The organism is Mesorhizobium sp. ISC25 (assembly GCF_042295465.1).
Lineage (GTDB): Bacteria > Pseudomonadota > Alphaproteobacteria > Rhizobiales > Rhizobiaceae > Mesorhizobium.
Genome location: NZ_CP135441.1, coordinates 5,889,707 through 5,914,443, shown reverse-complemented (window position 1 = coordinate 5,914,443; position 24,737 = coordinate 5,889,707). Strand labels below are relative to the sequence as shown.

The 24,737-nt window shown below is 64.0% G+C and carries 24 protein-coding genes and 1 tRNA gene; 13 read left to right on the top strand and 12 right to left on the bottom strand.

Translation table 11 applies throughout. The annotated features are described in order from the left end of the window. Positions 1-12 precede the first annotated feature (12 nt). Positions 13-297 carry an SCP2 sterol-binding domain-containing protein gene (locus tag RQ479_RS29115; RefSeq protein WP_352465823.1) on the top strand — a complete coding sequence of 95 codons (285 nt, stop codon included), beginning with the start codon at positions 13-15 and terminating at the stop codon, positions 295-297. Between the two features lie 50 nt (positions 298-347). Here the strand turns inward: RQ479_RS29115 and RQ479_RS29110 are convergent, their stop codons facing one another. Continuing rightward, on the bottom strand, positions 348-950 hold the full coding sequence (locus tag RQ479_RS29110; protein ID WP_376703294.1) for a GNAT family N-acetyltransferase: 603 nt from the start codon (positions 948-950) through the stop codon (positions 348-350). 94 nt (positions 951-1,044) lie between these two features. Further along, positions 1,045-2,178, bottom strand: coding sequence for an ornithine/lysine decarboxylase (gene odc2 / locus RQ479_RS29105; protein WP_352897037.1), 1,134 nt, complete (start codon positions 2,176-2,178; stop codon positions 1,045-1,047). 563 nt (positions 2,179-2,741) lie between these two features. On the opposite strand from odc2, the gene RQ479_RS29100 reads away from it, so the two are divergent. The 4 genes from RQ479_RS29100 to RQ479_RS29085 all read left to right on the top strand — a co-directional run bounded on the left by RQ479_RS29100 (position 2,742) and on the right by RQ479_RS29085 (position 6,748). Beyond that, positions 2,742-3,941: an amidase gene (locus tag RQ479_RS29100; RefSeq protein WP_376703293.1), complete on the top strand. Its 1,200-nt coding sequence runs from the start codon at positions 2,742-2,744 to the stop codon at positions 3,939-3,941. A 1-nt stretch (position 3,942) separates the two neighbouring features. Next, positions 3,943-4,842 carry a LysR family transcriptional regulator gene (locus RQ479_RS29095; protein ID WP_352465825.1) on the top strand — a complete coding sequence of 300 codons (900 nt, stop codon included), beginning with the start codon at positions 3,943-3,945 and terminating at the stop codon, positions 4,840-4,842. An 86-nt stretch (positions 4,843-4,928) separates the two neighbouring features. Further along, the gene (locus RQ479_RS29090) at positions 4,929-5,597 is read left to right on the top strand and encodes a DUF1007 family protein (RefSeq protein WP_352465826.1); all 669 of its coding nucleotides are present in this window, start codon (positions 4,929-4,931) and stop codon (positions 5,595-5,597) included. Further along, on the top strand, positions 5,594-6,748 hold the full coding sequence (locus RQ479_RS29085) for a nickel/cobalt transporter (RefSeq protein WP_376706034.1): 1,155 nt from the start codon (positions 5,594-5,596) through the stop codon (positions 6,746-6,748). The genes RQ479_RS29090 and RQ479_RS29085 overlap by 4 nt, the downstream gene beginning before the upstream one ends. A 25-nt stretch (positions 6,749-6,773) precedes the next feature. On the opposite strand, the gene denD is transcribed toward RQ479_RS29085, so the two are convergent. The 4 genes from denD to RQ479_RS29065 all read right to left on the bottom strand — a co-directional run bounded on the left by denD (position 6,774) and on the right by RQ479_RS29065 (position 9,808). Then, on the bottom strand, positions 6,774-7,751 hold the full coding sequence (denD, locus tag RQ479_RS29080) for a D-erythronate dehydrogenase (RefSeq protein WP_376703292.1): 978 nt from the start codon (positions 7,749-7,751) through the stop codon (positions 6,774-6,776). A 1-nt stretch (position 7,752) separates the two neighbouring features. Further along, positions 7,753-7,959, bottom strand: a complete 207-nt coding sequence (locus tag RQ479_RS29075) for a hypothetical protein (RefSeq protein WP_352465828.1) — start codon at positions 7,957-7,959, stop codon at positions 7,753-7,755. Between the two features lie 62 nt (positions 7,960-8,021). Then, positions 8,022-9,005, bottom strand: a complete 984-nt coding sequence (locus tag RQ479_RS29070; protein ID WP_376703291.1) for a cation diffusion facilitator family transporter — start codon at positions 9,003-9,005, stop codon at positions 8,022-8,024. Positions 9,006-9,121: 116 nt separating this feature from the next. After that, positions 9,122-9,808, bottom strand: a complete 687-nt coding sequence (locus RQ479_RS29065; RefSeq protein ID WP_376703290.1) for a GNAT family N-acetyltransferase — start codon at positions 9,806-9,808, stop codon at positions 9,122-9,124. Positions 9,809-9,891: 83 nt separating this feature from the next. Here RQ479_RS29065 and RQ479_RS29060 point away from each other — a divergent pair, with 83 nt between their 5' ends. Together RQ479_RS29060 and RQ479_RS29055 are read left to right on the top strand one after the other, a co-directional pair. Next, a complete protein-coding gene (locus RQ479_RS29060) occupies positions 9,892-11,076 on the top strand; it encodes a pyridoxal phosphate-dependent aminotransferase (protein WP_376703289.1) in 1,185 nt (394 codons plus the stop codon). 36 nt (positions 11,077-11,112) lie between these two features. Continuing rightward, positions 11,113-11,493, top strand: a complete 381-nt coding sequence (locus RQ479_RS29055) for a YciI family protein (protein ID WP_376703288.1) — start codon at positions 11,113-11,115, stop codon at positions 11,491-11,493. A 23-nt stretch (positions 11,494-11,516) separates the two neighbouring features. On the opposite strand, the gene RQ479_RS29050 is transcribed toward RQ479_RS29055, so the two are convergent. Together RQ479_RS29050 and RQ479_RS29045 are read right to left on the bottom strand one after the other, a co-directional pair. Continuing rightward, entirely contained in the window at positions 11,517-12,272 is a 756-nt protein-coding gene (locus RQ479_RS29050) for an SDR family oxidoreductase (RefSeq protein ID WP_292663553.1), read from the bottom strand. A gap of 224 nt (positions 12,273-12,496) precedes the next feature. Continuing rightward, a complete protein-coding gene (locus tag RQ479_RS29045) occupies positions 12,497-13,243 on the bottom strand; it encodes a tellurite resistance TerB family protein (RefSeq protein WP_376703287.1) in 747 nt (248 codons plus the stop codon). A 277-nt stretch (positions 13,244-13,520) separates the two neighbouring features. On the opposite strand from RQ479_RS29045, the gene RQ479_RS29040 reads away from it, so the two are divergent. Beyond that, positions 13,521-13,880, top strand: coding sequence for a YybH family protein (locus RQ479_RS29040; RefSeq protein ID WP_376703286.1), 360 nt, complete (start codon positions 13,521-13,523; stop codon positions 13,878-13,880). Between the two features lie 21 nt (positions 13,881-13,901). Here the strand turns inward: RQ479_RS29040 and RQ479_RS29035 are convergent, their stop codons facing one another. Further along, entirely contained in the window at positions 13,902-14,822 is a 921-nt protein-coding gene (locus RQ479_RS29035; protein ID WP_376703285.1) for a rhodanese-related sulfurtransferase, read from the bottom strand. Between the two features lie 170 nt (positions 14,823-14,992). Between RQ479_RS29035 and RQ479_RS29030 the strand changes: the two genes are divergently transcribed. Further along, on the top strand, positions 14,993-15,631 hold the full coding sequence (locus RQ479_RS29030; protein ID WP_352465837.1) for a 2-dehydro-3-deoxy-phosphogluconate aldolase: 639 nt from the start codon (positions 14,993-14,995) through the stop codon (positions 15,629-15,631). Between the two features lie 58 nt (positions 15,632-15,689). Here the strand turns inward: RQ479_RS29030 and RQ479_RS29025 are convergent. The 3 genes from RQ479_RS29025 to RQ479_RS29015 form a co-directional block, all read right to left on the bottom strand. Further along, a tRNA-Gln gene (locus tag RQ479_RS29025) sits at positions 15,690-15,763 on the bottom strand. An 83-nt stretch (positions 15,764-15,846) separates the two neighbouring features. Further along, positions 15,847-17,700, bottom strand: a complete 1,854-nt coding sequence (locus RQ479_RS29020) for a DUF882 domain-containing protein (protein ID WP_376703284.1) — start codon at positions 17,698-17,700, stop codon at positions 15,847-15,849. Between the two features lie 360 nt (positions 17,701-18,060). Then, on the bottom strand, positions 18,061-19,623 hold the full coding sequence (locus RQ479_RS29015) for a sigma-54-dependent transcriptional regulator (protein WP_376703283.1): 1,563 nt from the start codon (positions 19,621-19,623) through the stop codon (positions 18,061-18,063). Positions 19,624-19,775: 152 nt separating this feature from the next. Here RQ479_RS29015 and RQ479_RS29010 point away from each other — a divergent pair, with 152 nt between their 5' ends. From RQ479_RS29010 to RQ479_RS28995, 4 genes are all read left to right on the top strand, one after another. Then, on the top strand, positions 19,776-21,611 hold the full coding sequence (locus tag RQ479_RS29010) for a M3 family oligoendopeptidase (protein ID WP_376703282.1): 1,836 nt from the start codon (positions 19,776-19,778) through the stop codon (positions 21,609-21,611). Between the two features lie 391 nt (positions 21,612-22,002). Then, entirely contained in the window at positions 22,003-22,806 is an 804-nt protein-coding gene (locus RQ479_RS29005; RefSeq protein ID WP_376703281.1) for a proton-conducting membrane transporter, read from the top strand. A 156-nt stretch (positions 22,807-22,962) separates the two neighbouring features. Beyond that, entirely contained in the window at positions 22,963-24,114 is a 1,152-nt protein-coding gene (locus RQ479_RS29000) for an aminodeoxychorismate synthase component I (protein WP_376703280.1), read from the top strand. Continuing rightward, positions 24,063-24,725: an aminotransferase class IV family protein gene (locus RQ479_RS28995; RefSeq protein ID WP_376703279.1), complete on the top strand. Its 663-nt coding sequence runs from the start codon at positions 24,063-24,065 to the stop codon at positions 24,723-24,725. Before RQ479_RS29000 ends, RQ479_RS28995 begins: the two co-directional genes overlap by 52 nt. Positions 24,726-24,737 lie beyond the last annotated feature (12 nt).

The following is a 24,737-nucleotide window of genomic DNA, read 5'->3' as shown; positions in this document are numbered from 1 at the left end:
AGGAGAACCGCCATGAGCGTTCAGGAGATTGCCGACAAGATCAGGTCGCGCGTGGCGAGTGCCGGGTTCGATCGCTCGGTGAAATTCGACACCGGCGGCGACGGCGTCATCGTCATCGACGGTGCCGATGTCTCGACTACCGATGCGCCGGCCGATTGCACCATAAAGCTGTCGCTCGACGATTTGGATTCGCTGATATCAGGCGATCTCAACCCGACCATGGCCTTCATGTCCGGCAAGATAAAGGTCGAAGGCGACATGACAGTCGCCATGGCGCTCAGCCAGCTGATCGGCTGATCCAGTTAAGGTGAAACAAGCCGCCGCGATCGGCGGCTTGTTTCGAACCATCAGGCAGCGAGCGGCAGTCTCTGCGCCTTCAGCTTGCGCCCGGCCGCCTTCAGCGTGCCTTGCGCGCCGTCGAGCGCGCCGACAACCAGTTCCCGCGCCAGCAGGCGGTGCCGCTCGTAAGGCCCCGGCATAGCCAGCGAGCCGGTCTTTGCGGCCGAAAACCCGAAGCGCTCGTAATAGGGCGCGTCGCCGACCAGCAGGATCGCCGCATGGCCAAGCCGCTCGGCCTCAGTGACCGCGTGGCGCATCAGCGCCGAGCCGATGCCGGCATTTTTCAGCGCCGGGTCGACCGCAAGCGGGCCGAGCAGCAGCGCTGCCTTGCCGCCCTCGCCCAGCGCCACGTCCCACAACCGCACGGTGCCGGCAACAGTGCCCGACGCATCGCGCGCGACAAAGGCCAGGCCCTCCGAAGGCCGGCGGCCGCGCCGCAGCTTTTCCGACGACTTTTTCCGGCGCTTCGGCCCCATGGCGCGATCGAGCAAAGCCTCGCGCGCGCCGGCGTCGGCGGCGGTTTCGGCAGTGATGACAAAAGCGCCAGCAATCTCCCCCCTCGAGAGGGAGATTCCCGCGGCGCCTTCAACAATGAAATCCAAAACGTCCATTTCCGCGATCCTTCACGAGCGGATTGTTCCACAGGCGAGCCCGGGCGGGCGACAGGCGCCACCTCGGGATGATCTGATCGGTTCTTTCGAACCGTCAGATCACGTAGGATCGGAGAGGCTCGAAGCCGTTGAAGGCGACCGAGGCGTAGGTCGTGGTGTAAGCGCCGGTGCCCTCGATCAGCACCTCGTCGCCGATGGTCAGCGACAAGGGCAGCGGGTACGGCGTCTTTTCGTACATCACGTCGGCCGAATCGCAGGTCGGGCCGGCGAGCACGCAAGGCGCGGTCTCGCTGCCGTCATGGGCGGTGACGATCGGATAGCGGATAGCCTCGTCCATGGTCTCGGCGAGACCGCCAAACTTGCCGATGTCGAGGAACACCCAGCGCACATTGTCGTTGTCGGCCTTCTTCGAGATCAGCACGACCTCCGACTTGATGACGCCGGCATTGCCGACCATGCCGCGGCCCGGCTCGATGATCGTCTCGGGGATGGCGTTGCCGAAATGCTTCCTGAGCGCCGAGAAGATCGCCTGGCCATAGGCTTGCGCCACCGGCACATCCCTGAGATAGCGGGTCGGGAAGCCGCCGCCCATATTGACCATCTTCAGCACGATGCCTTCGTCGGCCAGCGTCGCGAACACCTTCTTGGCGTCGGCGAGCGCGCGGTCCCAGGCGGTCAGGTCGGTCTGCTGCGAGCCGACATGGAACGACACGCCATGGGCGTCGAGGCCGAGTGCCTTGGCATGGCGCAGCACGTCGACCGCCATCGCCGGCACACAGCCGAACTTCCGCGACAGCGGCCATTCGGCGCCTTCGCCGTCGGTCAGAACGCGGCAGAACACGCGGGCGCCGGGAGCGACACGAGCGATCTTCTCGACCTCCTCAACGCAGTCCACTGCAAACAGCCGGATGCCGAGCTGGTAGGCGCGCTGGATGTCGCGCTCCTTCTTGATGGTGTTGCCGAAGGAGATGCGGTCCGCCGGCGCACCGGCGTCCATCGCCATCTCGACTTCGGCAACGGAAGCGGTGTCGAAGGACGAGCCCATCGCAGCAAGCAGGCGCAGGATTTCCGGCGCCGGATTTGCTTTCACCGCATAGTAGATCTTGGAATCGGGAAGCGCCTTCTCGAAGGCGCGGAAATTGTCGCGCACGACATCGAGGTCGACGACAAGGCACGGGCCGTTCGGACGTCGGGTGGCGAGAAAGTCAAGGATGCGCTGGGTAGCCATCGGGGTCTCTCCATCAGCGCCTTTCGGCGCGCACAAAGGCTTGCGGACGCGGGCTCTCGGCCTCGCGAACACGCGGTGGACAAAGGCGGGACGGAAATCCATGGAACCAGCCGGTGGAGACCCCGGAACCATGAAGCGCCGTCTCGCGGCGGTGAACCTTGGCCTTGCCCGGCCTCGGTTCGCTTTGTCTGCCTTGGCTTGGATGGGAGACCCGTCCGCACTGCCGGCAATGAAGGTGTGCCTCTTCAGTAACCCCGGTCTTTGGACGACCGGCAGAACACCAGAAAGGCCCGCACCGTCGTTGCTTCAAGGTGTCCTCGGTTGGCGGTTGGCCGCTAAACCGACTGGAGGGGTTGGCTCCAGTTACCTTACCGATTGCCCTCACCATTCGAGGATCGGCGGACACCCACAGGCACGTGCGACTTTGGGCAAGCGCGATATAAGAGCGAAAGATTTCACAATCAATAAAAATCGTATGGCAGGTTGTAAAATTTGTGGCATCGAACAATGGTGCGGCAACCGGAAGAACAATGCTGCGGCAAGCACATTCGGATATCGAACGCATGACAGGCACTCGCGGCCCGCTGAACGCTTTTCTCGACCTTGATCCAATCCCTGTAGCCAATGCGCAATCCGGCCCGCTTGCCGGCTTGCGGCTTGCCGTCAAGGATATCTTCGACGTCGCCGGCTACCGCACCGGCTGCGGCAATCCGCAGAGATACCGGGAGGCTTCGCCGGCCATGGCGACCGCGCCGGCCGTCCAGGCGCTGCTTGATTCGGGCGCGCGCTTCGTCGGCAAGACGCAGACCGATGAGCTGGCGTTTTCCCTGCTGGGGCTGAACGCGCATTTCCCGTCGCCGGTCAATCCGGCGGCGCCCGACCGGGTCACCGGCGGCTCATCCTCGGGTTCTGCCGCGGCGGTTGCCGGCGGGCTTGCCGACATCGCCACCGGGTCCGACACCGGCGGCTCGATCCGTGCGCCGGCAAGCTTCTGCGGCCTGGTCGGCCTCAGGACCACGCATGGCCGCATCCCGCTCGACGGCACGATGCCGCTAGCCCCTTCGCTGGACACGTTCGGCTGGTTCGCAAGCGACATCGTCACCTACGAAAAGGTTGGCACGGTCCTACTCGGCGATGATCCGCGTTCCCACGAACTGAGACGCCCCGTCGCCCTCTATGCGCTTGACGGCCTCGTGCTCGGCCCGCACGAGGCCGATGAATATCGCGCCATGGTCCGCAGTGTCGCTTCGGTGCTGGGCGCGCCGCGCACCGTCGGCCCGCTGTCGCATTCGACCGACGATCTCTATTGGTGCTTCCGCAAGCTGCAAGGCTATGAGGCCTGGCAAAGTCACGGCGCCTGGATCGCCGGCGGCGACCGCATGCTGGGACCCGGTGTCAAGGAGCGTTTCGAGCACGGGGCGACTATCGACGCGGCAACGGCGCATCGCGAAACGGAACGTCGCGTTTCGTTTCGCGTCGAACTTGCCGGCCTGCTTGGCGACGACGGCGTCCTTGTGCTTCCGACCGCTCCGGGTGCCGCGCCGCTCAAGGCCGCGTCATTCGACGATTTGCAGACCTATCGCGAGCGCGCGCTGAGACTGCTCTGCCTTTCCGGCCTGTCCGGTTTTCCGCAAATCACGCTGCCGCTCGGCAAGACCGGCGGGGCGCCGTTCGGTCTTTCGCTGCTCGGCCCGAAGAACAGCGACCGGCAGCTGATTGCGCTGGCCGTCCGCATCCTTTCAGCCTACCAAGGAGGCGCATGACATGGATACGCTGACCCGCATGCGCGCCTTCATCGACGTGGTCGAGGCCGAAGGCTTTTCGGCGGCGGCGCGCAAGATCGGCCGCTCGAAGGCGCTGCTGTCGAAATATGTGCGCGAGTTGGAGGACGAGCTCGGCGCGCTGCTGCTCAATCGGACGACCAGGCAGTTCTCCCTGACCGAGGCCGGCCACACCTATTACCGGCGCGCCTCGGAGATCGTGCGCGAGGTCGACAGCCTGGCCGATGCCGTGCGTGAATCCTCCGGCGACGTGCGCGGCAGGATCAAGCTGTCGGCGCCACGTACCTTTGCCGACGCGCCGATCGGCCAGTCGCTGATCGACTTCGCCAAGCAGCACCCCGATATCGTCCTCGACATCCATCTCGACGACCGTTTCGTCGATCTGGTCGAGGAGGGTTTCGATCTGGCGGTGCGCATTTCGCGGCTGGAAAATTCCTCGCTGATCGCCAGGCGCCTAGCGCCATTTTCGGTACGGCTTTGCGCGTCTCCCGAACTGATCGCCAAGCACGGCATGCCGGTCAGGGCGCAAGACCTTGCCCGCGTGCCTTGCATCATCGACACCAATGGCCGCTGGCTCACCAACTGGCCGTTCAAGGGCGACAGCGGCGATACGGTGAGCGTTTCGGTTTCCGGCCCGATCGAGGTCAACAGCCCGATGGCGGCAAGGGCCGCTGCCGTGGCTGGATTGGGATTTTCCATCCTGCCGGATTTCATCGCCGCGCCCGACATTGAAAACGGCAGGCTGGTGACTGCGCTGGATGACCGCATCCTGCCCGGCGGCGGCATCTTCGCCGTCTATCCGCACCGGCGCTATCTGCCTGCAAAAGTTCGCGTTTTTGTCGATTTCCTGGTGCAGTGGTTCAAGGCGCTGGACAACGCATGAGCTTTCAGCCGCCTTGCGGTCCCATTTTCGCCCGCTTTCTGGTAACTGTCGGCAATTCACCGAAGCCGATTGAATCGCGACCGAGAATGCACCTGAAACAGCAAGCAATCATGCTGGCTTCGGCCTTGACCGCGACGTTTGCCGCCGTCGGACCGGCTGAGGTGCATCCCCACGTTTTTGCCGAGGCCCGCCTCGAAGTGGTCCTTAGCCCGGATCACCAAACTGTGAAGGCATTGCGCCACGTCTGGCGCTTCGATGATTTGTTTTCGAGCACGGTGATGATGGAGTTCGACAAGAATTCCGACCTGAAACTCGACGACAAGGAGCTGAAGGATGTCGCCGACACCGTCCATGCCTCGCTTGCCGAATTCAACTATTTCCAGCTCGTCACCGTCGACGGCAAGGACGTGGCAATGACCCCGCCGCCGCATTTGATGGCCAATTTCGACAATGACCAGTTGATCATCCTGTTTGAATCTGAACCGAAGGTGCCGATCAAACTGAGCGGCAAGATAGATATCGGCGTCTACGACCCGACCTTCTACACCGCCATCGATTTCACCGAGGATGCCAATCTGCAGGTCGATGGCTTGCCGCCGACCTGCACCAGCAAGGTTGTCCGACCGAATCCGGACGAGGCGATCGCCCAAAACCAGAAGACCCTGACCGAGGCCTTCTTCAACGATCCGACAGGCACCGACATGAGCAAGATCTTTGCCACCAAGCTTGAACTGACCTGTCAGCCGGAAGGATAGATCCCGTGACCAAACCGTCCCTGCGTTTGGCATTCGGTCTTCTGGCCGTCGCCTTTGTGATGACGCACTTTCTCGGCTCCGCCCACGCCCAGAGCTCACTCGGCATCGGCACCAATGACGGCATGGCTCCAACCGCCACCGGCCCGTTCGCCCACATCCTGATGTGGATCAATCTGCGCCAGCAGGAATTCTATCATGCGCTTGCCGGCGCGATGAAGGCGATGCGCCAGGACGGCAGCAAGTTGTGGCTGCTCATCGGCCTGTCCTTTGCCTACGGCATTTTCCACGCCGCCGGCCCCGGTCACGGCAAGGCGGTGATTTCGTCCTACATGGTGGCCAATGAAGTGGCGCTCCGGCGCGGCATCATGTTGTCCTTCGTCTCGGCCCTGCTGCAGGCGCTGACCGCGATCGTGGTGATGCTGGTCGCCTATTTCGTGCTGCGCGGCACTGCTGTCTCGATGACAGACGCCGCATGGTTCCTCGAAATCATGAGCTATGTCTTCGTCACTCTGTTCGGCGCCTGGCTGCTGTGGCGCAAGGCCGGCCCGGCAATCCTGCGCCTGTTCGGCGCAAATCCCGGCTACAGCCTCTCGGCTGCCCATGCCGGCCATTCACATGCCGGCCATTCGCATGCCGCGCACGCCCATGCGGCACATTCCCACCACGATCATGCGCGTGACCACCACGATCATGCGCATGACCATCACGACCACGGCGCCCACGACCACGCCCATGCCGCGCACGATCACCACAGCCATGCCGCGGGCGAGGTCTGCGAGACGTGCGGGCACTCGCATGCGCCCGACCCGGCGCTGCTTTCCGGCGATCGCTTCGATTGGCGCACGGCCTGGTCGGCAGTGGCTGCCGTCGGCATCCGGCCCTGCTCCGGCGCACTGATCGTGCTGAGCTTTGCGTTGCTCAACGGCCTGTGGTTTGGCGGCATCCTGTCGGTGCTGGCCATGGCGCTCGGCACCGCAATCACCGTCTCGGCCCTGGCGACGCTTGCGGTGACCGCCAAGAACTGGGCGGTGTATTTCGCCGGCGATGGCCGCATGGGCAACCGCATCCATTCCTTCGTCGAGATCGGCGGCGCCGCCTTCGTCTTCCTGTTCGGACTGCTGCTGCTTTCGGCCAGCCTGACTGGCGCCTGACCTCGTTGCGTCCGATCAGGGCGCCTTAACTAGGGATCTTGCCACCCAACTCGTCCTCGATATAGACGCGGATGATGTCGTCGAAGCTTGTTTCGGCGGCAAAGCCAAGCTCCCTCGAGCGCCGCGCCTCGAAGCGTGTCGGCCAGCCCTTGACGATCGCCCAGATCGTCTCGTCGGGCTCCTCGCGGATCAGTTTCACCGCCCTGGCGCCGGCGACGCGTTCCAGCGCTTCGATCTGTTCGCCGACGCTGACGGCGACGCCCGGCATCGTCAGGTTGCGGCGCGGCCCGACTGCAGCACCGTCAATTCCAGCCGCATGGATCAAAAAATTCACCGCCGAACGCGGGCTGGCGTGTGTGTGGACGACTGAGCGCGGCACCGGCAGGATCGCTTCATGGCCGCTCAGCGGCTCGCGGATGATGCCGGAGAAGAACCCTGAGGCCGCCTTGTTCGGCTTTCCCGGCCTGACGCAGATGGTCGGCAGCCTGATGCCGATGCCGTCAAAGAAACCGCGCCTGGTATAGTCGGCAAGCAGCGCCTCGCCGATCAGCTTCTGCGTGCCGTATGAAGTCAGAGGCGTCGGATGGAACTCGTCCGGAATGATGTCGGGAAACGGTGCGCCGAACACGGCGATCGACGAGGTGAAGACGAGGCGCGGCGCAAATGCCGCCAGCCGGACGGCATCGAACAGCGCCCTCGTGCCGTCGAGATTGACGCGATAGCCGAGATCGAAATTGGCCTCCGCCTCACCCGACACCACGCCGGCGAGGTGGAAGATCACGTCGGGGCGCGGCGCGACCAGATCTGCCGTCGCCCCCGGCGCTGCAAGGTCGCCGGTGTGGACGCCGATGCTGACGCCGTCGAGGGCGGGCGCCTGCGGCGGCACGATGTCGTGAAGGTCGAGCGCGGCGATCTTGCGGCCGCCGAGCGTCCCGTCCTTGGCCAGCCTGGCGATGAGCTTGCGGCCGACCATGCCTGCCGCGCCGGTAATCAGAATGTGCATGTCATTTTCCTTTTTTGCGCTGGCTGCGGCTACGCAGCCAGAACACGACGAAGATTGCCACCATGAAGACTGCCGCTACGACGCCGGCAAGAACCGTCGAGACCTTGCCGACCGCCAGCATCACTGTTGGTAGATAAAAGGCAGCGATGCCGAACAGCAGCAAAACCCAGGCGGCGCCGATCGCCGCATTGCGGGTGTCGCGGTCCATCACGCGGCCCGAGGGTAGCGGGAATTCATGTCGATCGTTGCCAATGCCCAGAACTCCCGAAGTCAGTGATAGTGGCCACGGTGTTGTGCCGTATCATGCGCATGCTCGTGCTCGTCATCATTCTCATGGCTATCGGCACATTGGCCGAATTCCGGTTCGACGGTGGCATGGGCTATGCCATGTTCCGCCGCAAGCCGCTTCTTGATCGCGCTGACCGCCATATGCGCGTCGACGCCGTCATTGAGGCAGGCATGCAACGTCGCCATGTTGCTGGAGCCGTCGAGCGACCAGACATGCATGTGATGCACCTCGCGCACGCCCTTGACCGAGCCTTCGATGTCCCTCGCGATCAGGTCGCGGTCGAGGCTTGCCGGCACGCCCTCGAGCAGGACGTGAGCTGCCTCGCGCATCAGCGACCAGGCCGTGGACAGGATCAGCAGCGAGACCAGGATCGACAGGATCGGATCGATGGGCGTCCAGCCCGTCGCCAGGATCACCAGCGCCGCGACGATCGCCGCCGCCGAGCCGAGCAGGTCGCCGAGCACGTGCAGCATGGCGCCGCGCATGTTCAGGCTGCCGCGGTCGCCGCCATGCAGCACGTAGAACGAGCCGAGATTGACCAGCAGGCCGGCGACCGCCACGACCAGCATCGGCCCGCCGAGCACCGGAGCCGGCGCTTGCAAGCGGCCCCAAGCCTCGTAGACGATCCACAGCGCGATGGCGAAGATGGCAATGCCGTTGGTGTAGGCGACCAGCGTCTTGACCCGGCCGAAGCCGTAGGTGAGGCGCACGGTCCCCGGGCGGCTTGCAAGATGAAAGGCATACCAGGCAAGGCCGAGCGCGACGCAATCGGCAAGCATATGGCCGGCATCTGCCAGCAGCGCCAGTGAGCCCGTGAAGATGGCGCCCAGCGTCTCCGCAATCATGAAGCCGGCGGTCAGGCAAGCAGCGATCAGCACGCGCTTCTTGTCGGTCGAGCCGTGCACATGACCTGCGCCATGGCTGTCGTCATGCCCTTGCGAAGCGTGGTCGTGGGTATGCGCCATTCTATGAGCCCTTGCTAGAGCCTGATCCATCCCGGCAGAATCGGGATGGAGGCTCTATCTTCTTGTTTTGACCATGATCTTATCCGAAAACCGGCGTCCACTTTTCGGGATCATGGTCAGGCGCCGAACTCGGCGCGAATATCCTCGAGCCGCCGCCTCTGCTGGCCATCGCTGTCGAAATTGGCCGGATCGAGCCACGCCTCATAGGCTCTGCGCAGATCAGACCACTCCTTGTCGATGATCGAATACCACGCGGTATCGCGGTTTTCGTCCTTGACCACAAGATGCTGACGGAAAATGCCCTCGAACTTGAAGCCGAAACGTTCCGCCGCGCGCTTCGACGGCTCATTGCGATTGTTGCATTTCCATTCGTAACGGCGATAGCCAAGCTCGTCGAAAACGTACTTCATGAACAGGAACTGCGCTTCCGTCGCCGCCGGCTTGCGCGAGATCAGCGGGCCCCAATAGATGTTGCCGATCTCGATGACGCCGTAGGCGGCGTCGATGCGCATCAGCGTCTGGCGCCCGGCGATCTTGCCGCTGGCCTTGTCGATGACGGTAAAGAACAGCGGATCATCGCTGGCTTCGGCCTTGTCCAGCCATGGCTGGAAGTCGGCGCGGGTCTGCGGCGGGTAGTCGAACAGCCAGGCGAAGCGATCGCCGGCATCGGCCACCGACGAGGCCTCGAACAGGCCGTCGCCGTGCTTTTCGGCGTTGAGCGGCTCCAGCCTGACAGTGCGGCCCTCCAGCACCTTGCGTCCGGGCCGCGGGCGCGGTTGCCAATTCTTGAGATTTTCCGACACCGAAAACTCCAATCCGTTTGACTTTTGCGGGCGGACGCTCACAAAAACGCACGCTCGCTGAAAGAACCACACGGACAGGAAAAATGCTCCACACGATTTCGGCCTTCGACCGCCTCGGCGAGGAAAATGCATTCGCGGTGCTGGCGCGTGCCACGGCACTTGCCCACCAGGGCCGCGATATCGTCAATCTCGGCATCGGCCAGCCCGACTTCAAGACGCCGCAGCATATCGTCGAGGCCGCGATCAAGGCGCTGCGCGACGGGCATCACGGCTATACGCCGGCCAACGGTCTGCTGGCGACGCGCGAAGCGGTGGTCCGCCGTACGCTGGCCACTACCGGCGTCGAAGTCTCGCCGGAAGCAGTGATGATCCTGCCCGGCGGCAAGCCGACCATGTTCGCGGCCATCCTGATGTTCGGCGAGCCGGGTGCCGAAATTCTCTATCCCGACCCCGGTTTTCCGATCTACCGCTCGATGATCGAGTTCACCGGTGCTGCCCCCATCCCGGTGCCGATGCGTGAGGAGAACGGCTTCGCCTTTTCCGCCGAGGAGACACTGGCGCTGATCACCCCGAAGACCAGGCTGCTGATCCTCAACTCACCCGCCAATCCGACCGGCGGCGTCACGCCGCGAGCCGAGATCGAGAAGCTGGTCACAGGGCTGGAAGCACACCCGGACGTCGCCATCCTCTCCGACGAGATCTACGATGTGATGACCTATGACGGCGAGACGCATTGCTCGCTGCTCGCGTTCCCCGAGATCCGTGACCGGCTGATCGTGCTCAACGGCTGGTCGAAGACCTGGGCGATGACCGGCTGGCGCATGGGCTGGTCGATCTGGCCGAACGGCGACAAGGGCGCGCATCTCTATGACAAGGTGCGCAAGCTGGCGGTCAATTGCTGGTCCTGCGTCAACGCACCGAGCCAGTATGCCGGCATAGCCGCCATCGACGGCCCGCAGGACGACGTCGACAGGATGATGCGCGCCTTCGACCGCCGCAGGAAGGTCGTGGTCGAGGGGTTGAATGCCTTGCCTGGCGTTTCCTGCATCACGCCGAAAGGCGCTTTCTATGCCTTCCCTAATGTTTCCAAAACCGGCTGGAAGGCTAAGATGCTCGCCTCGGCGCTGCTCGAGGATGCCGGCGTGGCGCTGATCGGCGGCCCTGATTTCGGCATTCTCGGCGAAGGCTACGTCAGGCTGTCCTACGCCAACTCCGAGGAGAACATCCTGCGCGCGCTGGAGCGGATCGAGGCGTTCCTGGCGAAGTGAGGACAGGGGTACACGACGGACGAAAGGAGACGCCAGATGTTCTATGCCATTCTTGCCTATCACGAGGAAGAAGCGATTACGGCACTGACGCCTGAGCAGGATGCGGCGCTGATGACCGATCTTCTCCAGATCAACGATCGGCTCTACCGGCAAGGCACCCTTGGGCCGGCGGCGCGGCTCGGCGCGACACAAGACGCCTGTACCTTGCGCGGGCCAGGCACCGGAATGGTTATCGACGGCCCCTTCGCCGAGACCAAGGAACAATTGCTGGGGCTCTATGTCGTCGGCTGCGCCAACCGTGACGCCGCTATCGACATTGCGCGCGACCTTCGCCGCGTCAATCCGACCGCGGTCTACGAAATCCGCCCGATTTCGCTCTATTTACCCGGCGTACCGCTTCCGGTCACGCGGCCCTGATTTAGGACCGGGTTGAGACTAATTTAGCCTCGCCCGACAAACGGCATCTTCGTCGCCATCACGGTCATGAACAGCACGTTGGCGTCGAGCGGCAGGCTGGCCATATGGAGGACGGCATCGGCGACGCGCTCGACATCCATCACCGCTTCGGCGGCAATGGTGCCGTTGGCTTGCGGCACGCCGACCGTCATCGCCTGCGCCATGTCGGTCAGCGCGTTGCCGATGTCGATCTGGCCGCAAGCAATGTCGAAGGGCCTGCCGTCCAGCGCCAGCGTCTTGGTCAGCCCGGTGATGGCGTGCTTGGTCGCCGTATAGGGCACCGAGCCCGGCCGTGGCGCATAGGCCGATACCGAGCCGTTGTTGATGATGCGGCCGCCCATCGGCTGCTGCCTGCGCATGGCGCCGAACGCGGCGCGAGCACACAGGAACGAGCCGGTGAGATTGACCCCGACGATGTCGTTCCACACGTCGACCGGAATATCGTCGATCAATGTCGATTTGTAGCTCGTGCCGGCATTGTTGAAGAGCAGGTCGACGCGCCCGAAAGCCGCAGCCACCGTCTCGAACAGATCGTCGACCTGATTGGCCTTGCTGATGTCGCAGGCGAAGGCCAATGCCTTGGCCTGGGTCGGCCCGGCCGCGGCAATCGCCTCCTCCAGAACCGGCTTGCGGCGGCCGCAGAAGACCGTGTTCCAGCCGGTCTTGAGCAGCGCCGTGGCGACGCTCTTGCCGATGCCCGTGCCGGCGCCGGTGACTATGGCGGTTTTATAGTCGGTCATGGCTGTACTCCCTGAAAGGGATGAGCCATCGCAAATGACGAGAACCATGGCAAGCCGGCCCAAAGCCTGTGCTCACAAAAAGGGCGGCCATTGGCGACCGCCCCTGTTCCGAACCGGGCTTGGGAGGAGGAAAGCCGATCCGACTGCCTGAATCCATGCGCCCACCGGATTAACGAGAAGCTAACGCCAACGGCGCACCGGGTCTCCGCCGCCCAACCTTCAACCTACCAGCGCGAACCGGTCACCGGCTTGGCCGTGCTGCCCGCTGCCGGCACTTTCGCCGCCGTCACTGTCGCCTCGACATGATCGACCAGCGCGTCCGGCAGGCCGAGACGGCCGGCAAGCAGGTCGAGATAGCCGCGTTCGGCCCGCGTGTCCGGATCGATGGCAAGACGCGAGGCGGTGTAGAGTTCCAGCTTTTGCGCATCGGTCTTGGCGCCGGCGATCAGCACATCCAGATCGAGCGGCGCCTCCAGTTCCGATACCAGGAATTTCTCCGCTTCGGCGCCGACGCCGGCGAGGCTGAGCTTGCCGGCGATCTTCTGCCGCTCTTCGTCATCGACGTGGCCGTCGGCCTTCGCCGCCGAGATCATCGCCCTGACCAGCGTCAGCGTGAATTCGTCTTCGCCCTGCGGCGCTTGCGACGGATGGAAGGCGGTATCAACCGGCGGCGGCAGCAACTCCGGTTCGCCGGCAGCTTGCGTCTCGGCTGGCGCGTTGCCGTTCTTGTAGTTCTGGTAGGCCTTGTAGGCGAGGCCGCCGATCGCAGCCAACCCGCCAAGCTTGACCGCCGCACCGGTGACATGGCGGCCTGGGCCGGTTCCGAGCAGCACCGCGGCCAGCGCACCGGCGGCAAGCGGATTGTCCTTGGCCATCTGCACCGCCTGCCCGGCCTTGTCGCGGACGGTCGATCCGGTGCCGGGAACTTGCGAGCCGAGCAGATCGTCGAGGAGCTTCTTGGGATCGAACATCTATGCCTCCAGAATTGGCCCGGCCGAAGGTGCGCGGGCAGGTTTGGACGTCGAAGACCTAGGTCCCGCAGTTTGACATTACAATGACGCGGCGCATCCTTTTGCCCGCTGCCACGCATGACCTCGCACCTACATCTGCCGGGATTTCACACGGAAATCAAAGTGCTGTAGCCTCCTTCCGTGCCCAGAAAACACGCGGCGCTGTGGACATGGGACGTGTCGAAACCGCCCTCGACTTCGAGTAATGTCGCGGCATGTCGCTTGGGAGGAGCCTGGCATGACCGATGAGACAAACCGCCAGCCGGCACGCGATCCCCAGGAACTGGAGCGCCTGCTGATTTCGCGGCAGTGGGTCGGAGACATTGACGGCATGGCGGCGCTTTTTGAGCCGCATGCAGTCATCGACAGCGGTGGCGGACAACTGACGTTCGGCCGCGAAGCCATCCGAACGCTGTTCGCGGAGATCACCGCAACCGGCCGAAAATTTCAGTCCGGAGATCAGCGCCCGGCTGTCATCAATGGCGACCTGGCGCTCACCTCGACCCGGCTTCCCGACGGCACGATCACTACCGAGGTCGCGCGCCGGCAGAACGACGGGACATGGCTGTGGGTCATTGATCGCTTCTCTGTTACCTGACGTGAAGTTGCTGACGTGGAGCTAACTTCCGATGTGGCGGTCGCCGCGCGCTTGCGCCAGCTCGACCTGTCGCTGGCGCTCGGCATAACGGGCGCGATCTTCGTCCGAGCGGGCATCGAAGCAATGCGGGCATGAGACGCCGGTCGCGTATTTCGGCGACAGCCGGTCTTCTGCGGCTAGCGGATGCCGGCAGGCGCGGCAGAGTTGGGCTTCGCCCTCGAGCAGCCCGTGCGACACCGAAACGCGCTCGTCGAAGACGAAGCATTCGCCTTGCCACAGGCTCTGTTCGGCGGGCATGTCCTCGAGATATTTCAGAATGCCGCCCTTGAGGTGGAACACATCCTCGAAGCCGAGCGACTTCACATACGCCGTCGCCTTTTCGCAGCGTATGCCGCCGGTGCAGAACATGGCGACCTTGCGCCCGTCGAACTCATGCCGATGCTGCTCGACCCAGGCCGGGAATTCGCGGAAGCTGGTGGTGGCGGGATCGACAGCGCCCTTGAAGGTGCCGAGCGACACTTCGTAGGCGTTGCGCGTGTCGATGACGATGGTGCCGGTATCCGAGATCAGTGCGTTCCAGTCAGCCGGCGCGACATAGGTGCCTGCACCTGCCGCCGGATCGATATTCTCCACCCCCATGGTGACGATCTCGCGCTTCAACCGCACCTTCATGCGGAGGAACGGCATCGTTGCGGCGCTGCTGTACTTGATCTCGAGGCCGGCGAGACCTTCGATGGATTCGAGATGATCGATGAGCGCCGCGATTGCCGCTTCACTGCCGGCGACCGTGCCGTTGATGCCCTCACGCGCCAGCAGCAGCGTGCCTTTGATGCCACGTGCGCAGCAGAAGGCGGCGAGCGGCGCGCGCAGCGCCTCGAAGGTGTCGAGCCGGGCGAAGCGGTAAAGCGCGGCAACGCGGAAGGCTTGGCTGGGCAGTGTCATCACCAAGCCACTAAACGCTCACGGCAGCCGGATCAAGGCAGAGCCGGGAGCGGTATGACCGCGGGTGCGTTTCGAACGCCACGCGTGACATCGCGACACGCCGCGTTTCGTGGACAGAAAAACCGCCTTCTGCTAACCGGTCGACTTGATCAACAGAGGAGAGACGACGAATGCCCTCCACGACCGAAAAGCTCCTGTCGCTCCTCAACGGCCAGCCGGTCATACCGGTGCTGAAGATCGCCAATGTTGCCGACGCGGTGCCGCTGGCCCGGGCGCTGGCTCGCGGTGGCCTGCCGGCGATCGAGATCACGCTGCGCACCGCCGACGCGCTGGAGGCGATCCGCCAGGTGGCAGGCGAGGTCGAAGACGCCGTCGTCGGCGCCGGCACCATCCTGGACGCCCGCCAGTTCGGCGAGGCGGCGGCCGCCGGTTCGAAGTTCATCGTCAGCCCCGGCATCACCCGCGAGCTTCTCGCGGCAGCCAAGGACAGCGACGTGCCGTTGCTGCCCGGTGCCATCACGCCGGGAGAGGTCATGGCCGCGCGCGAAGCCGGCCTGCGCTTTCTGAAATTCTTCCCGGCCGAACAGTCGGGCGGCATCGCCTCGCTCAAGGCTTTCGCCTCGCCGCTTGCCGACGTGAAATTCTGCCCGACCGGCGGTATCACCGGCAAGAACGCCGCCGACTATCTCAGCCTGCCCAACGTCATCTGCGTCGGCGGTTCCTGGGTGGCGCCGGACGATCTGGTCAAAGCCGGCAAATGGGACGAGATCGAAGCCTTGGCACGCGCCGCTAGCAAGCTCGGCCGCTAGCACCTTCTGTATGAAAAGCCGCTGCCGATCTGGCCTGCTGCCGATCTGGTTCGCCGGCTGGTTCCCGCTCATGGGCTCGAACCACGATTCACGCCTTCAAAGGGCGCTGTCCTACCATTAGACGAAGCGGGATAATGCCGACCAGTGGTTAGCATCCCGGGATGAAGGAAGCCAGTGCCGGCGTGGAGCCAGCCGCGCGGGATGCCCAGCGCGGCCTACTCGGTCTTGAAGCGGGCTACCGACATGAACTTGACGGCCTTGCCGGTGAACCGGTTGGCGTCGGCCATTTCGTTGCCCGGCTGGAAGCCCACGGTATAGACCTCGCTCGGTGCCGTACGGACGAAGTCGTAGGCGTAGCGCGGCGCCGTTGTCGCATCTGAAACGGTTGCGACATACTCACCGCTGTGCAGCGCCCAACGGGCGGCCTGCGGCGCGGCGGCGACCACCACCGGCTTGGGGCCGGGTTTCAGGTCGCGGGCGGTAGCCCTGGGTTCCTTGCGTGTGGTCTTCACGCCCGCACCGATGACGGCCGCCGGATCGGAGCCGGTCGGGCGGGCAACGATGGCCTCGCGCGGCGATGCCCCGTCGCTCGATGCCCCGTCGTCGTTCGCCGGTTCCTCGAACACCGATGCTTGCTCGGAAAGCGACGCGACCTTGTATTCGTCGGTCGCGCTGACCCGTTCCAGAACGGCCTTGACCTCGTCGGGCTGCGAACTGTCGGGCCGCGCCGACGGCAATACGGAGAATGCGTCGGTGGCGGTGTTGCTCCGCTCGGCCGCACTCGCCAGCGCCAGCAACACTTGCTTGTCCTGCGGCGCAAGACTAGCCGTCGAAAGATCGGCCGGCAGCGAATGATCGGGCCGCCAGCTCGGCACGGGAATGGTGTTGGCCGCGACCTGCACCGGGCCGGCCGCAGCAGACGGGTCTGCCATGCCGAACGGAACGTTTTCAGGCGCCATGCTTGCCGGCGCTTGCGCGGTCGCCACCGCCTGTTCGGTCGATCCAGCCGCATCCGCCACGCCGAACGGAACGTTTTCAGGCGGCTGGGCGCCGACGTCGGTCTTCGGACGCGGAGCAAAATCCGGCAGCGGAATGCTGCGCGCCGGCAATGCCGCGATGATCGTCTCTGGCGTGTCGTTCTCCGGTTCAGGCGCAGGCGCCGGAGCATCGGCGGCTTCCGGAATCTCGGCGCGCTTGGCGTCCTGAGGCGCCACGATGGCAATGCCAGGCAAGTTGCTGCTCTTGGCGGACGGCGCCGGCTTCGCGTTACGTGGCTTTGGCGCTGGCTCGGCCATCGCCACATCGGCGCTGTCGTCCGCCTCGTCGTCGCCGCCCCCGAAGAAGGCTGCCAGCAACCCGCGGGATTTTTTTGCGCCGCCGCTTGCGCTGGCCAGTTCGATGGCCGGCGCACCAGCGCCCTTGCGGGCCTTATAGGAGGCGAGCGCCTGTTGATAACCAGGCAGCGGCTTGCCGTCGCTCGGTACATGCAGCGTCTTGCCGTTGGGGAACACGCGCGCCAGTTCCTGGCGGCTGATGCCGGGCCAGTGGCGCACGTTGCCGACATCCATATGCACGAAGGGCGAGCCGGAGCTGGGATAGTAGCCGACGCCGCCGCCCTGCATCCTGAGGCCGATGTCACGCAACTTCTTCAGCGGGACGCCAGGAACGTAGAAATCCATCGCCCTGCCAAGCATGTGCTGGCTCTTCTCGGCGACGCCCCTGCTGCGGCTGCGCAGCATCGAATTCGTGGCCGGCGAACGATAGCCGCAGACGACCTGGATGTAGTCGGTGGCGCCGCTCTCCCGATACGCTTCCCAGACCAGGTCCAGCAGGCGCGGATCCATCTTGGTCGGCTCGTTGCGACGCCAGTCGCGCAGGATGATGTTGATCTTTCGCAAGCCCGCCTGGTCGTAGCGGCCATTGCGTTTGTAGACGATCTCCGCCTTTTCATGCGTGTGGAGATGATAGAGTTTCAGCGAACGTGTCTCGGCGCTGGCGCCGGTTGCCGCCGCTGCAAGGAACCCGACGGCAACAATCACCGCTGCCAGCCATCTCGGCCAGACGCTCATGTGATAATGCCGCCCGTTTTTGTGTCGTTCGATTCTGTTCAAATCAAAAGGCCTTGCAGGCTGCCGTTTTGTCCCCGGATTTGACCAAACGGATGCGTGGTGTGTGCATCCGAATATCGATCCTAATGGTTAATCATCGCTTATTGAAGCCGAAATGCGGTAACACGGTGGCGATATCCCGCCAAAAATATTGCGCAGGATATCTTGGTAAACCGCTGGTTTAGATCATGTTTTGGCGCTAGCTCGAAACACGATCTGTTACCGTCCGCCTTAATACGTGAACACTGCGCCGAATACCTCGTTTCGAGGCGTGCGTGCTTCGAATGGATGTCCGGATGAGAACCCGCTTGGCCCTGTGGCTCAGGAAGCGAGCCGTTCGACGCGGCCGGTTTCCGGGTCGATGCCGTATTCCTTGAGCTTGCGGTAGAGCGTCGACCGGCCGATGCCGAGGCGGCGGGCGACCTCGCTCATCTGGCCGTTGTAGTGGTCGATGGCGAGCTTGATCATTTCGAGTTCGACGTCGGCCAGAGCACGCACATTGCCGCGCTCGTCGAGTGCCCGCAGCGTGCCGAAGCGAGGCCTGGCCGGCGCATCGGGCTCGGCGGCTGCGACGCCGCCAGCGGCCGGTATGCTGTCGCGCGGCTGGCTGCCCGAAGCCAATCCGGAAGCTGGCCACCCTGGAGCTGGCCCCCCTGAAGCTGGCAAGGCGATACCCGCATCGAGATTGACCGTGCCCTCGACCTGCGCCCGGATCTGCGGGAATTCTTCTTCGGTCAGCATGTCGCCGTCGGCGAGCACCGAAGCCCGGAAGACGGCGTTTTCGAGCTGCCTTATGTTGCCCGGCCAGTCGTAGGCCTGCAACATGGCAAGCGCCGCAGCCGAGATGCCTCGCAGGCGGTGGCGCGGATCGGCGGGCGCCACCTTCTCCATGAAGTGCTCGACCAGGTAGGGGATGTCGTCGCGACGGTCGCGCAATGGTGGCACGAAGATCGGATAGACGTTCAGCCGGTAGAACAGGTCCTCGCGGAACTTGCTGTCCTTGACCTGCTGCAGCAGGTTGCGATGGGTTGCCGAGATCAGCCTGATGTCAACCCTGACGGTCGAGCGCCCGCCAACCGGATCGACCTCGCCGTCCTGCACGGCGCGCAACAGCTTGACCTGCACGTCGAGCGGCAGGTCGCCGATTTCGTCAAGGAACAGCGTGCCGGTGTGCGCTTCGACGAACTTGCCGGTATGTTTTTCGGTGGCGCCGGTGAACGAGCCCTTCTCGTGTCCGAACAGGATCGATTCGACCAGATTGTCGGGGATGGCGCCGCAATTGACGGTGACGAAGGGTTTCGAGCGGCGGTCGCCGCTGCCCTGGATGGCGCGCGCTACCAATTCCTTGCCGACGCCGGATTCACCTTCAATCAGGATCGGAATGTTGGACGCCGCAGCCTTGTGGCCGAGCCGGATCACCCGATCCATCGCCGGACTGTGAGTGATCATGTCCTTGAACGTCAGATGGCCGCCGCGCTGCCGTGACGAGCGCTTCACTTCGCCTTCGAGCGCCTCGATCTTGAGGGCGTTGCCGATCGACGCCTGCAGCCTGTCGGGAGAGGCCGGCTTGACGACGAAGTCGAAGGCGCCGTGACGCATTGCCGAAACGACGGTTTCGATGCCGCCCTGCGCGGTCTGCACGATGACCGGAATGTGGATGCCGCGCTCGCGCATCGCCTTCAGCACGCCGATGCCGTCGAGCCCGGGCATCATCAGGTCGAGGATGACCACCGACACGTCGCGCGCATTGGGTCCGTCGACGAGATCGAGACCGGCCTCGCCGCCATCGGCGACGATCGCGGTGTGGCCGAATTTCGTCACCGCCGCCTCGAGCAGCCTGCGCTGCACGGGATCGTCATCGACTATGAGTATGGAAGCTGCCATGACTGATCCGACCGTGCCCGCCCGAGAATGCGCCCTATGGATCATCTTGGCACAGGGTTCTAAATAAGCTTTCAAAAAACCCGGTGAATGAATTCCTTAGCATTTGACCGGCTTCTCGTTTCCTCGAATTTTTGTGTCTGGAAGGATCGGCAATGCGCATGGTTTTTGCTCGAAAGCTGGCGGCGGCGTCCGGTCAGGGCGTGGCGGAGCTTGGCGCCCTGCCGGAATGGAATCTGGCCGATCTCTATTCGGGCATGGAAGCGCCCGAGCTGAAGCGCGACATCGCCCATGCCGCCGCGGATGCCATCGCCTTCGAAAGCCGTTGGAAAGGCACGCTCGCCGCCGAGGCCGGGCGTGGCAGCGCCGGCAGGCTGGGCGAGGCGCTTCAGGCCTATGAAGCGCTGGAGGAGCTGATCGGCCGGATCGTCTCCTATGCCGGGCTTGTCTATGCCGGCAACACGTCGGATCCGCGGCGCGCCAAGCTCTATGGCGACATCCAGGAAAAGATGACCGATGCCAGCGCGCACCTGCTGTTTTTCGCGCTCGAGCTGAACCTCATCGACGATGGCGCGATCGAAAACGCACTCGCCGCCGATCCGGCCTTCGCCCATTACCGGCCCTGGGTGCTCGATCTGCGCAAGGACAAGCCCTATCAGCTCGAAGACCGCATCGAGCAGCTCTTCCATGAAAAATCGATCACCGGGCGCGGGGCCTGGAACCGCCTGTTCGACGAGACGATGACCGATTTGCGCTTCGACGTCGACGGCGAGGAGCTGACGCTGGAGCCGGCGCTCAATCGTCTGCAGGACGCCGATGGCGAGGTGCGCCGCCGGGCATCCGAGGCGCTGGCCGCAACCTTTCGCAAGAATTTGCGCGTCTTTACGCTGGTCACCAACACGCTGGCCAAGGACAAGGAGATTTCTGACCGCTGGCGCGGCTTCGAGGACATTGCCGATTCCCGCCATCTCGCCAACCGCGTCGAACGCAGCGTGGTGGATGCACTCGCTGCCGCGGTTCGCGACGCCTATCCGCGCCTGTCGCATCGCTACTATGCGGTGAAGGCGCGCTGGCTCGGCATGGAGGTGATGAACCACTGGGACCGCAATGCGCCCCTGCCGGAGACCCCGCAGGCGGTCATCGGCTGGGACGAGGCCAAGAACACCGTGCTTTCCGCCTACCAGCGCTTTTCGCCCGACATGGCGGAGATCGCCAGAACTTTCTTCGACCGCAACTGGATCGATGCACCGGTGAGACCCGGCAAGTCGCCTGGTGCCTTCGCGCATCCGACCGTACCGTCGGCGCACCCCTATGTGTTGCTCAACTACATGGGCAAGCCGCGCGACGTGATGACGCTGGCGCACGAGCTCGGCCACGGCGTGCACCAGGTGCTGGCCGGCGGCCAGGGCGCCTTGATGGCGTCGACGCCGCTGACGCTGGCCGAAACCGCATCGGTCTTCGGCGAAATGCTGACCTTCCGCTCCCTGCTCGAGCAGACCACCGACAAGCGCGAACGCAAGGCCATGCTCGCCCAGAAGGTCGAGGACATGATCAACACGGTCGTGCGCCAGGTCGCCTTCTACGAGTTCGAGCGCAAGGTGCATGCCGAGCGCAAGAGCGGCGAATTGACCTCCGACAAGCTCGGCCAGTTCTGGCTGGAAGTGCAGGCGGAAAGCCTCGGGCCGGCGATCAAGCTGCGCGACGGGTACGAGGTTTTCTGGACCTATATCCCGCACTTCATCCACTCGCCTTTTTACGTCTATGCCTATGCATTCGGCGATTGCCTGGTGAACTCGCTCTACGCGGTCTACCAGAACGCCGAGCGCGGCTTTCAGGACAAATATTTTGCCATGCTGCGCGCCGGCGGCACCAAGCATCATTCCGAGCTTCTGGCGCCGTTCGGCCTCGACGCGACCGATGCTGCCTTCTGGCAGATCGGGCTTGGCGTGATCAGCGGACTGATCGACGAGCTGGAAGCACTGGACAATTGATGCGCAACACTGGGTGATGCGCAACACCGGGTGACCGGGTTTTCCAGAACAGTTTAGCCGCAATGCATATTGGCGATGGTTCTATTCTTGTCTTGGATATTTGTTCTTAAATAACTTTCCATGGAAGTTTTCCGTTAGATTCCCGTAAGCTGTATGATAGCGTCCGCCCTCAAGCTCAGCCGGGCACGAATGGATCCGGTCGGAAAATCCCGACCGGTCATGGCGTGTCGGCGGATGCGACAACGGTTGTTGGCCAGGGGCAAACCGGTTGCCGACAGCTCGATCGAAGCCGGCTGTTCTGCAGATTGCGGAACCACCATCGAATGGTCCTTCGCCGAGGTCATGGCCCCACAGGCCAGGGCGGACGGATCGGACTGGAGAGAGAAAGACAATGGGCACTTTTTTCTACATGCTCCTGGCGTTCCTGGTAGGTGTGTTGGTTGGCTGGTTCATTTGGGGACGCCTGCGTGGCGAGCTCGACAGTTTGCGCGGCGATCTCGACCGCACGCGCAGCGAACGTGACAGATTGCGGGCCGATAGCAACCGTCTGACCGGTGAGTTGGATGCCTGCGGCCGCGCCCGCGCCGACCTCGAGCGGCGGCTGGGCGAGGCGCCGGCCGCCAAGGCGCCAACCGCGGCAACAGCGAAGGCGCCAGCCGCCAAGACCGGCGCGACCAAAGCCGCGATGCAGGCGCCGTCAACCCTGATGTCGACATCCGCACCGGCCAAACCGGCGCCGAAAAAATCTGCAACGGCGAAGGCCGCGACCGCGCCACGCGCAAGTGCCGCGAAAACGGCAACGCCGAATCCGCCTGCATCGAAGGCGAGCGCCGCGCCCAGGACCGCACCAGCGGCAAGCAAGGCTGCGCCGGCAGCAAGCAAGGCCGCACCAGCGGCAAAGAAAGCCGCGACCGGCAACTCAACGACCGCAGCGGCGGGCAAAGCCAACGATCTGCGTCGTCTTATCGGCATCGGCCCGACCAACGAGCGGCTGCTCAAAGGGCTTGGGGTCACGACCTATGCCCAGATCGCCGCCTGGACGCCCGACGATGTCAGGCGAATCGAGGCGACGTTGAATTTCGACGGCCGCATCGAGCGTGAACGCTGGATCGAGCAGGCGAAACTGCTTGCCGCCGGCGACGAAAAGGAATTTGCCCGCCGCTTCCCGACCGCGGGAGAAGCCAGCAATACCTGATCCATGGCAAGACGGCATCTGGAACAGGCGGCGCCCTCTGGCGCCGCTTTTGTTTTTGCCCCCCGCGCCTTTGCGTCTTGAGACGCCGTTCCCTCGATTGCGCACGGTCGAGCCCCCATATAGATCGATCGCTGGTGACCGCAGCATCCGAGCCTTATGTCCCTGCCCCTGCCCTTTGCAATTTTCCGGAACGACGAGACCGCGCGTCAGCTCGTTTTCGACCGGCCGGCCGAGATCATCGCAGCGCATGGCGAGGCGGACTTTTTTCCGGCCCTGGACGCAGCGCAGGCCGCATATGACGGCGGCAAATGGCTGGCCGGCTATTTCTCCTACGAGGCCGGTTACCTGCTCGAACCCAAGCTCGTTCCGCTACTGCCGGCCGGCCGCCGCGCCCCGCTTTTCTGCGTCGGCGTGTTCAACGCGCCGGTCGAGGAGACGGTCGCGCCAGGCGATCTGCCGGCTAGCAACGGCCCGATTTTTGACGCCAAGGCAGCCTGGTCTTCGGACGACTACGCCAAACGCTTTGCCAGGCTGCATGACCACATCCGCAAAGGCGACTGCTACCAGGGCAATCTGACCTTTCCTGTCCACGCGCAATGGTCGGGCGATCCACTGGTCGCCTTCAACGCGCTAACCGAACGCCAGCCGGTAAAGTACGGGGCGCTGGTCGCGCTCGGCGATCCGATCGTCTTGTCGCGTTCGCCGGAACTGTTCTTCGAGGTCGACGCGGAAGGCATGATCGAGACACATCCGATGAAAGGCACCGCGCCGCGCGGCGCCACCAAGGCGGAGGACGATCGCATGAAAGCGTTCTTGCGCAACGACGAGAAGAACCAGGCCGAGAACCGGATGATTGTCGATCTCCTGCGCAACGACATTTCACTAATCAGCGAGGTTGGCACGCTCGATGTGCCGGAGCTTTTCCGCATCGAGAGCTACCCGACCGTCCACCAGATGGTGAGCCGCGTGCGGGCAAAACTTTTGCCCGGCCTCGCCATCCGCCAGATTTTCGCCGCTCTGTTCCCCTGCGGGTCGATCACCGGCGCGCCGAAGATCCGCGCTATGGAAATTCTGCGCGAGCTGGAAAGTGGCCCGCGCGACGTCTATTGCGGCGCCATAGGCTGGATCGCGCCCGGCGGCCGTATGCGCTTTTCGGTGGCGATCCGCACCATCTCGCTCTTTGCCAATGGCGAGGCGGTCTACAACGTCGGCGGTGGCGTCGTCTTCGATTCGACGGCCGAAGAGGAGTACCAGGAGTGTCTGCTGAAAGCCCGTTTCGCGACGGGAACACTACCGATTTCGAACTGATCGAAACAATGCGCTGGGAGCCCGGCTCGGGTTTCCTCCGTTTCGACCGCCATCTCGCGCGGCTTTACGGCTCGGCAAGCGAACTCGGTTTCGCCTGCGATCCGCAAAGGGTCGGCGAAGCGTTGATGAATGCGGTTGGCCACCAACAGATCGCGTTGCGCACCCGCCTCGTCCTGTCGCGCAAGGGCGAAGTCGCGGTTTCGGTGCAGCCCTACGAGCCGCTCACCGCAGACAAGGTCTGGACACTGCAGCTGGCGCGGGTGCGGCTTGATTCGAGCGACATGCTGCTGCGTCACAAGACCAGCCGCCGACAAACCTATACGCGCGCCCGCGCCGAATATCTTGCCGGCCGGGCCGACGAGGTGCTGCTCGCCAATGAGCGCGGCGAAATCTGCGAGGGCACGATCACCAATGTCTTTGCCGATTTCGGCGACGGCGTGCTGGCCACACCGCGGCTCGATTGCGGCCTGCTGCCTGGCGTCCTGCGCGGCGAACTGCTGGATCAAGGCCGCGCCGGTGAAGCGGTCTACACGTGGACCGAACTGAAATCGGCCAAGGCGCTGTTCGTCGGCAACTCGCTGCGCGGATTGATCCCGGCGCGGCTGGGCTGAAGCATCGGGAGA

Bases quoted from the DNA above. Each gene is read 5' to 3' on its own strand.
- RQ479_RS29095 (WP_352465825.1), top strand. From the start codon at position 3,943: ATGGATACGCTGACCCGCATGCGCGCCTTCATCGACGTGGTCGAGGCC.
- odc2 (WP_352897037.1), bottom strand. From the start codon at position 2,178: ATGGCTACCCAGCGCATCCTTGACTTTCTCGCCACCCGACGTCCGAAC.
- RQ479_RS29035 (WP_376703285.1), bottom strand. From the start codon at position 14,822: ATGACACTGCCCAGCCAAGCCTTCCGCGTTGCCGCGCTTTACCGCTTC.
- RQ479_RS29005 (WP_376703281.1), top strand. From the start codon at position 22,003: ATGGGCACTTTTTTCTACATGCTCCTGGCGTTCCTGGTAGGTGTGTTG.
- RQ479_RS29030 (WP_352465837.1), top strand. From the start codon at position 14,993: ATGCCCTCCACGACCGAAAAGCTCCTGTCGCTCCTCAACGGCCAGCCG.
- RQ479_RS29110 (WP_376703294.1), bottom strand. From the start codon at position 950: ATGGACGTTTTGGATTTCATTGTTGAAGGCGCCGCGGGAATCTCCCTC.
- RQ479_RS29010 (WP_376703282.1), top strand. From the start codon at position 19,776: ATGCGCATGGTTTTTGCTCGAAAGCTGGCGGCGGCGTCCGGTCAGGGC.
- RQ479_RS29075 (WP_352465828.1), bottom strand. From the start codon at position 7,959: ATGGACCGCGACACCCGCAATGCGGCGATCGGCGCCGCCTGGGTTTTG.
- RQ479_RS29050 (WP_292663553.1), bottom strand. From the start codon at position 12,272: ATGACCGACTATAAAACCGCCATAGTCACCGGCGCCGGCACGGGCATC.
- RQ479_RS29000 (WP_376703280.1), top strand. From the start codon at position 22,963: ATGTCCCTGCCCCTGCCCTTTGCAATTTTCCGGAACGACGAGACCGCG.
- RQ479_RS29060 (WP_376703289.1), top strand. From the start codon at position 9,892: ATGCTCCACACGATTTCGGCCTTCGACCGCCTCGGCGAGGAAAATGCA.
- RQ479_RS29070 (WP_376703291.1), bottom strand. From the start codon at position 9,005: ATGGCGCATACCCACGACCACGCTTCGCAAGGGCATGACGACAGCCAT.
- RQ479_RS29040 (WP_376703286.1), top strand. From the start codon at position 13,521: ATGACCGATGAGACAAACCGCCAGCCGGCACGCGATCCCCAGGAACTG.
- RQ479_RS29100 (WP_376703293.1), top strand. From the start codon at position 2,742: ATGACAGGCACTCGCGGCCCGCTGAACGCTTTTCTCGACCTTGATCCA.
- denD (WP_376703292.1), bottom strand. From the start codon at position 7,751: ATGCACATTCTGATTACCGGCGCGGCAGGCATGGTCGGCCGCAAGCTC.
- RQ479_RS29115 (WP_352465823.1), top strand. From the start codon at position 13: ATGAGCGTTCAGGAGATTGCCGACAAGATCAGGTCGCGCGTGGCGAGT.
- RQ479_RS29045 (WP_376703287.1), bottom strand. From the start codon at position 13,243: ATGTTCGATCCCAAGAAGCTCCTCGACGATCTGCTCGGCTCGCAAGTT.
- RQ479_RS29090 (WP_352465826.1), top strand. From the start codon at position 4,929: ATGCACCTGAAACAGCAAGCAATCATGCTGGCTTCGGCCTTGACCGCG.
- RQ479_RS29015 (WP_376703283.1), bottom strand. From the start codon at position 19,623: ATGGCAGCTTCCATACTCATAGTCGATGACGATCCCGTGCAGCGCAGG.
- RQ479_RS29055 (WP_376703288.1), top strand. From the start codon at position 11,113: ATGTTCTATGCCATTCTTGCCTATCACGAGGAAGAAGCGATTACGGCA.
- RQ479_RS29020 (WP_376703284.1), bottom strand. From the start codon at position 17,700: ATGAGCGTCTGGCCGAGATGGCTGGCAGCGGTGATTGTTGCCGTCGGG.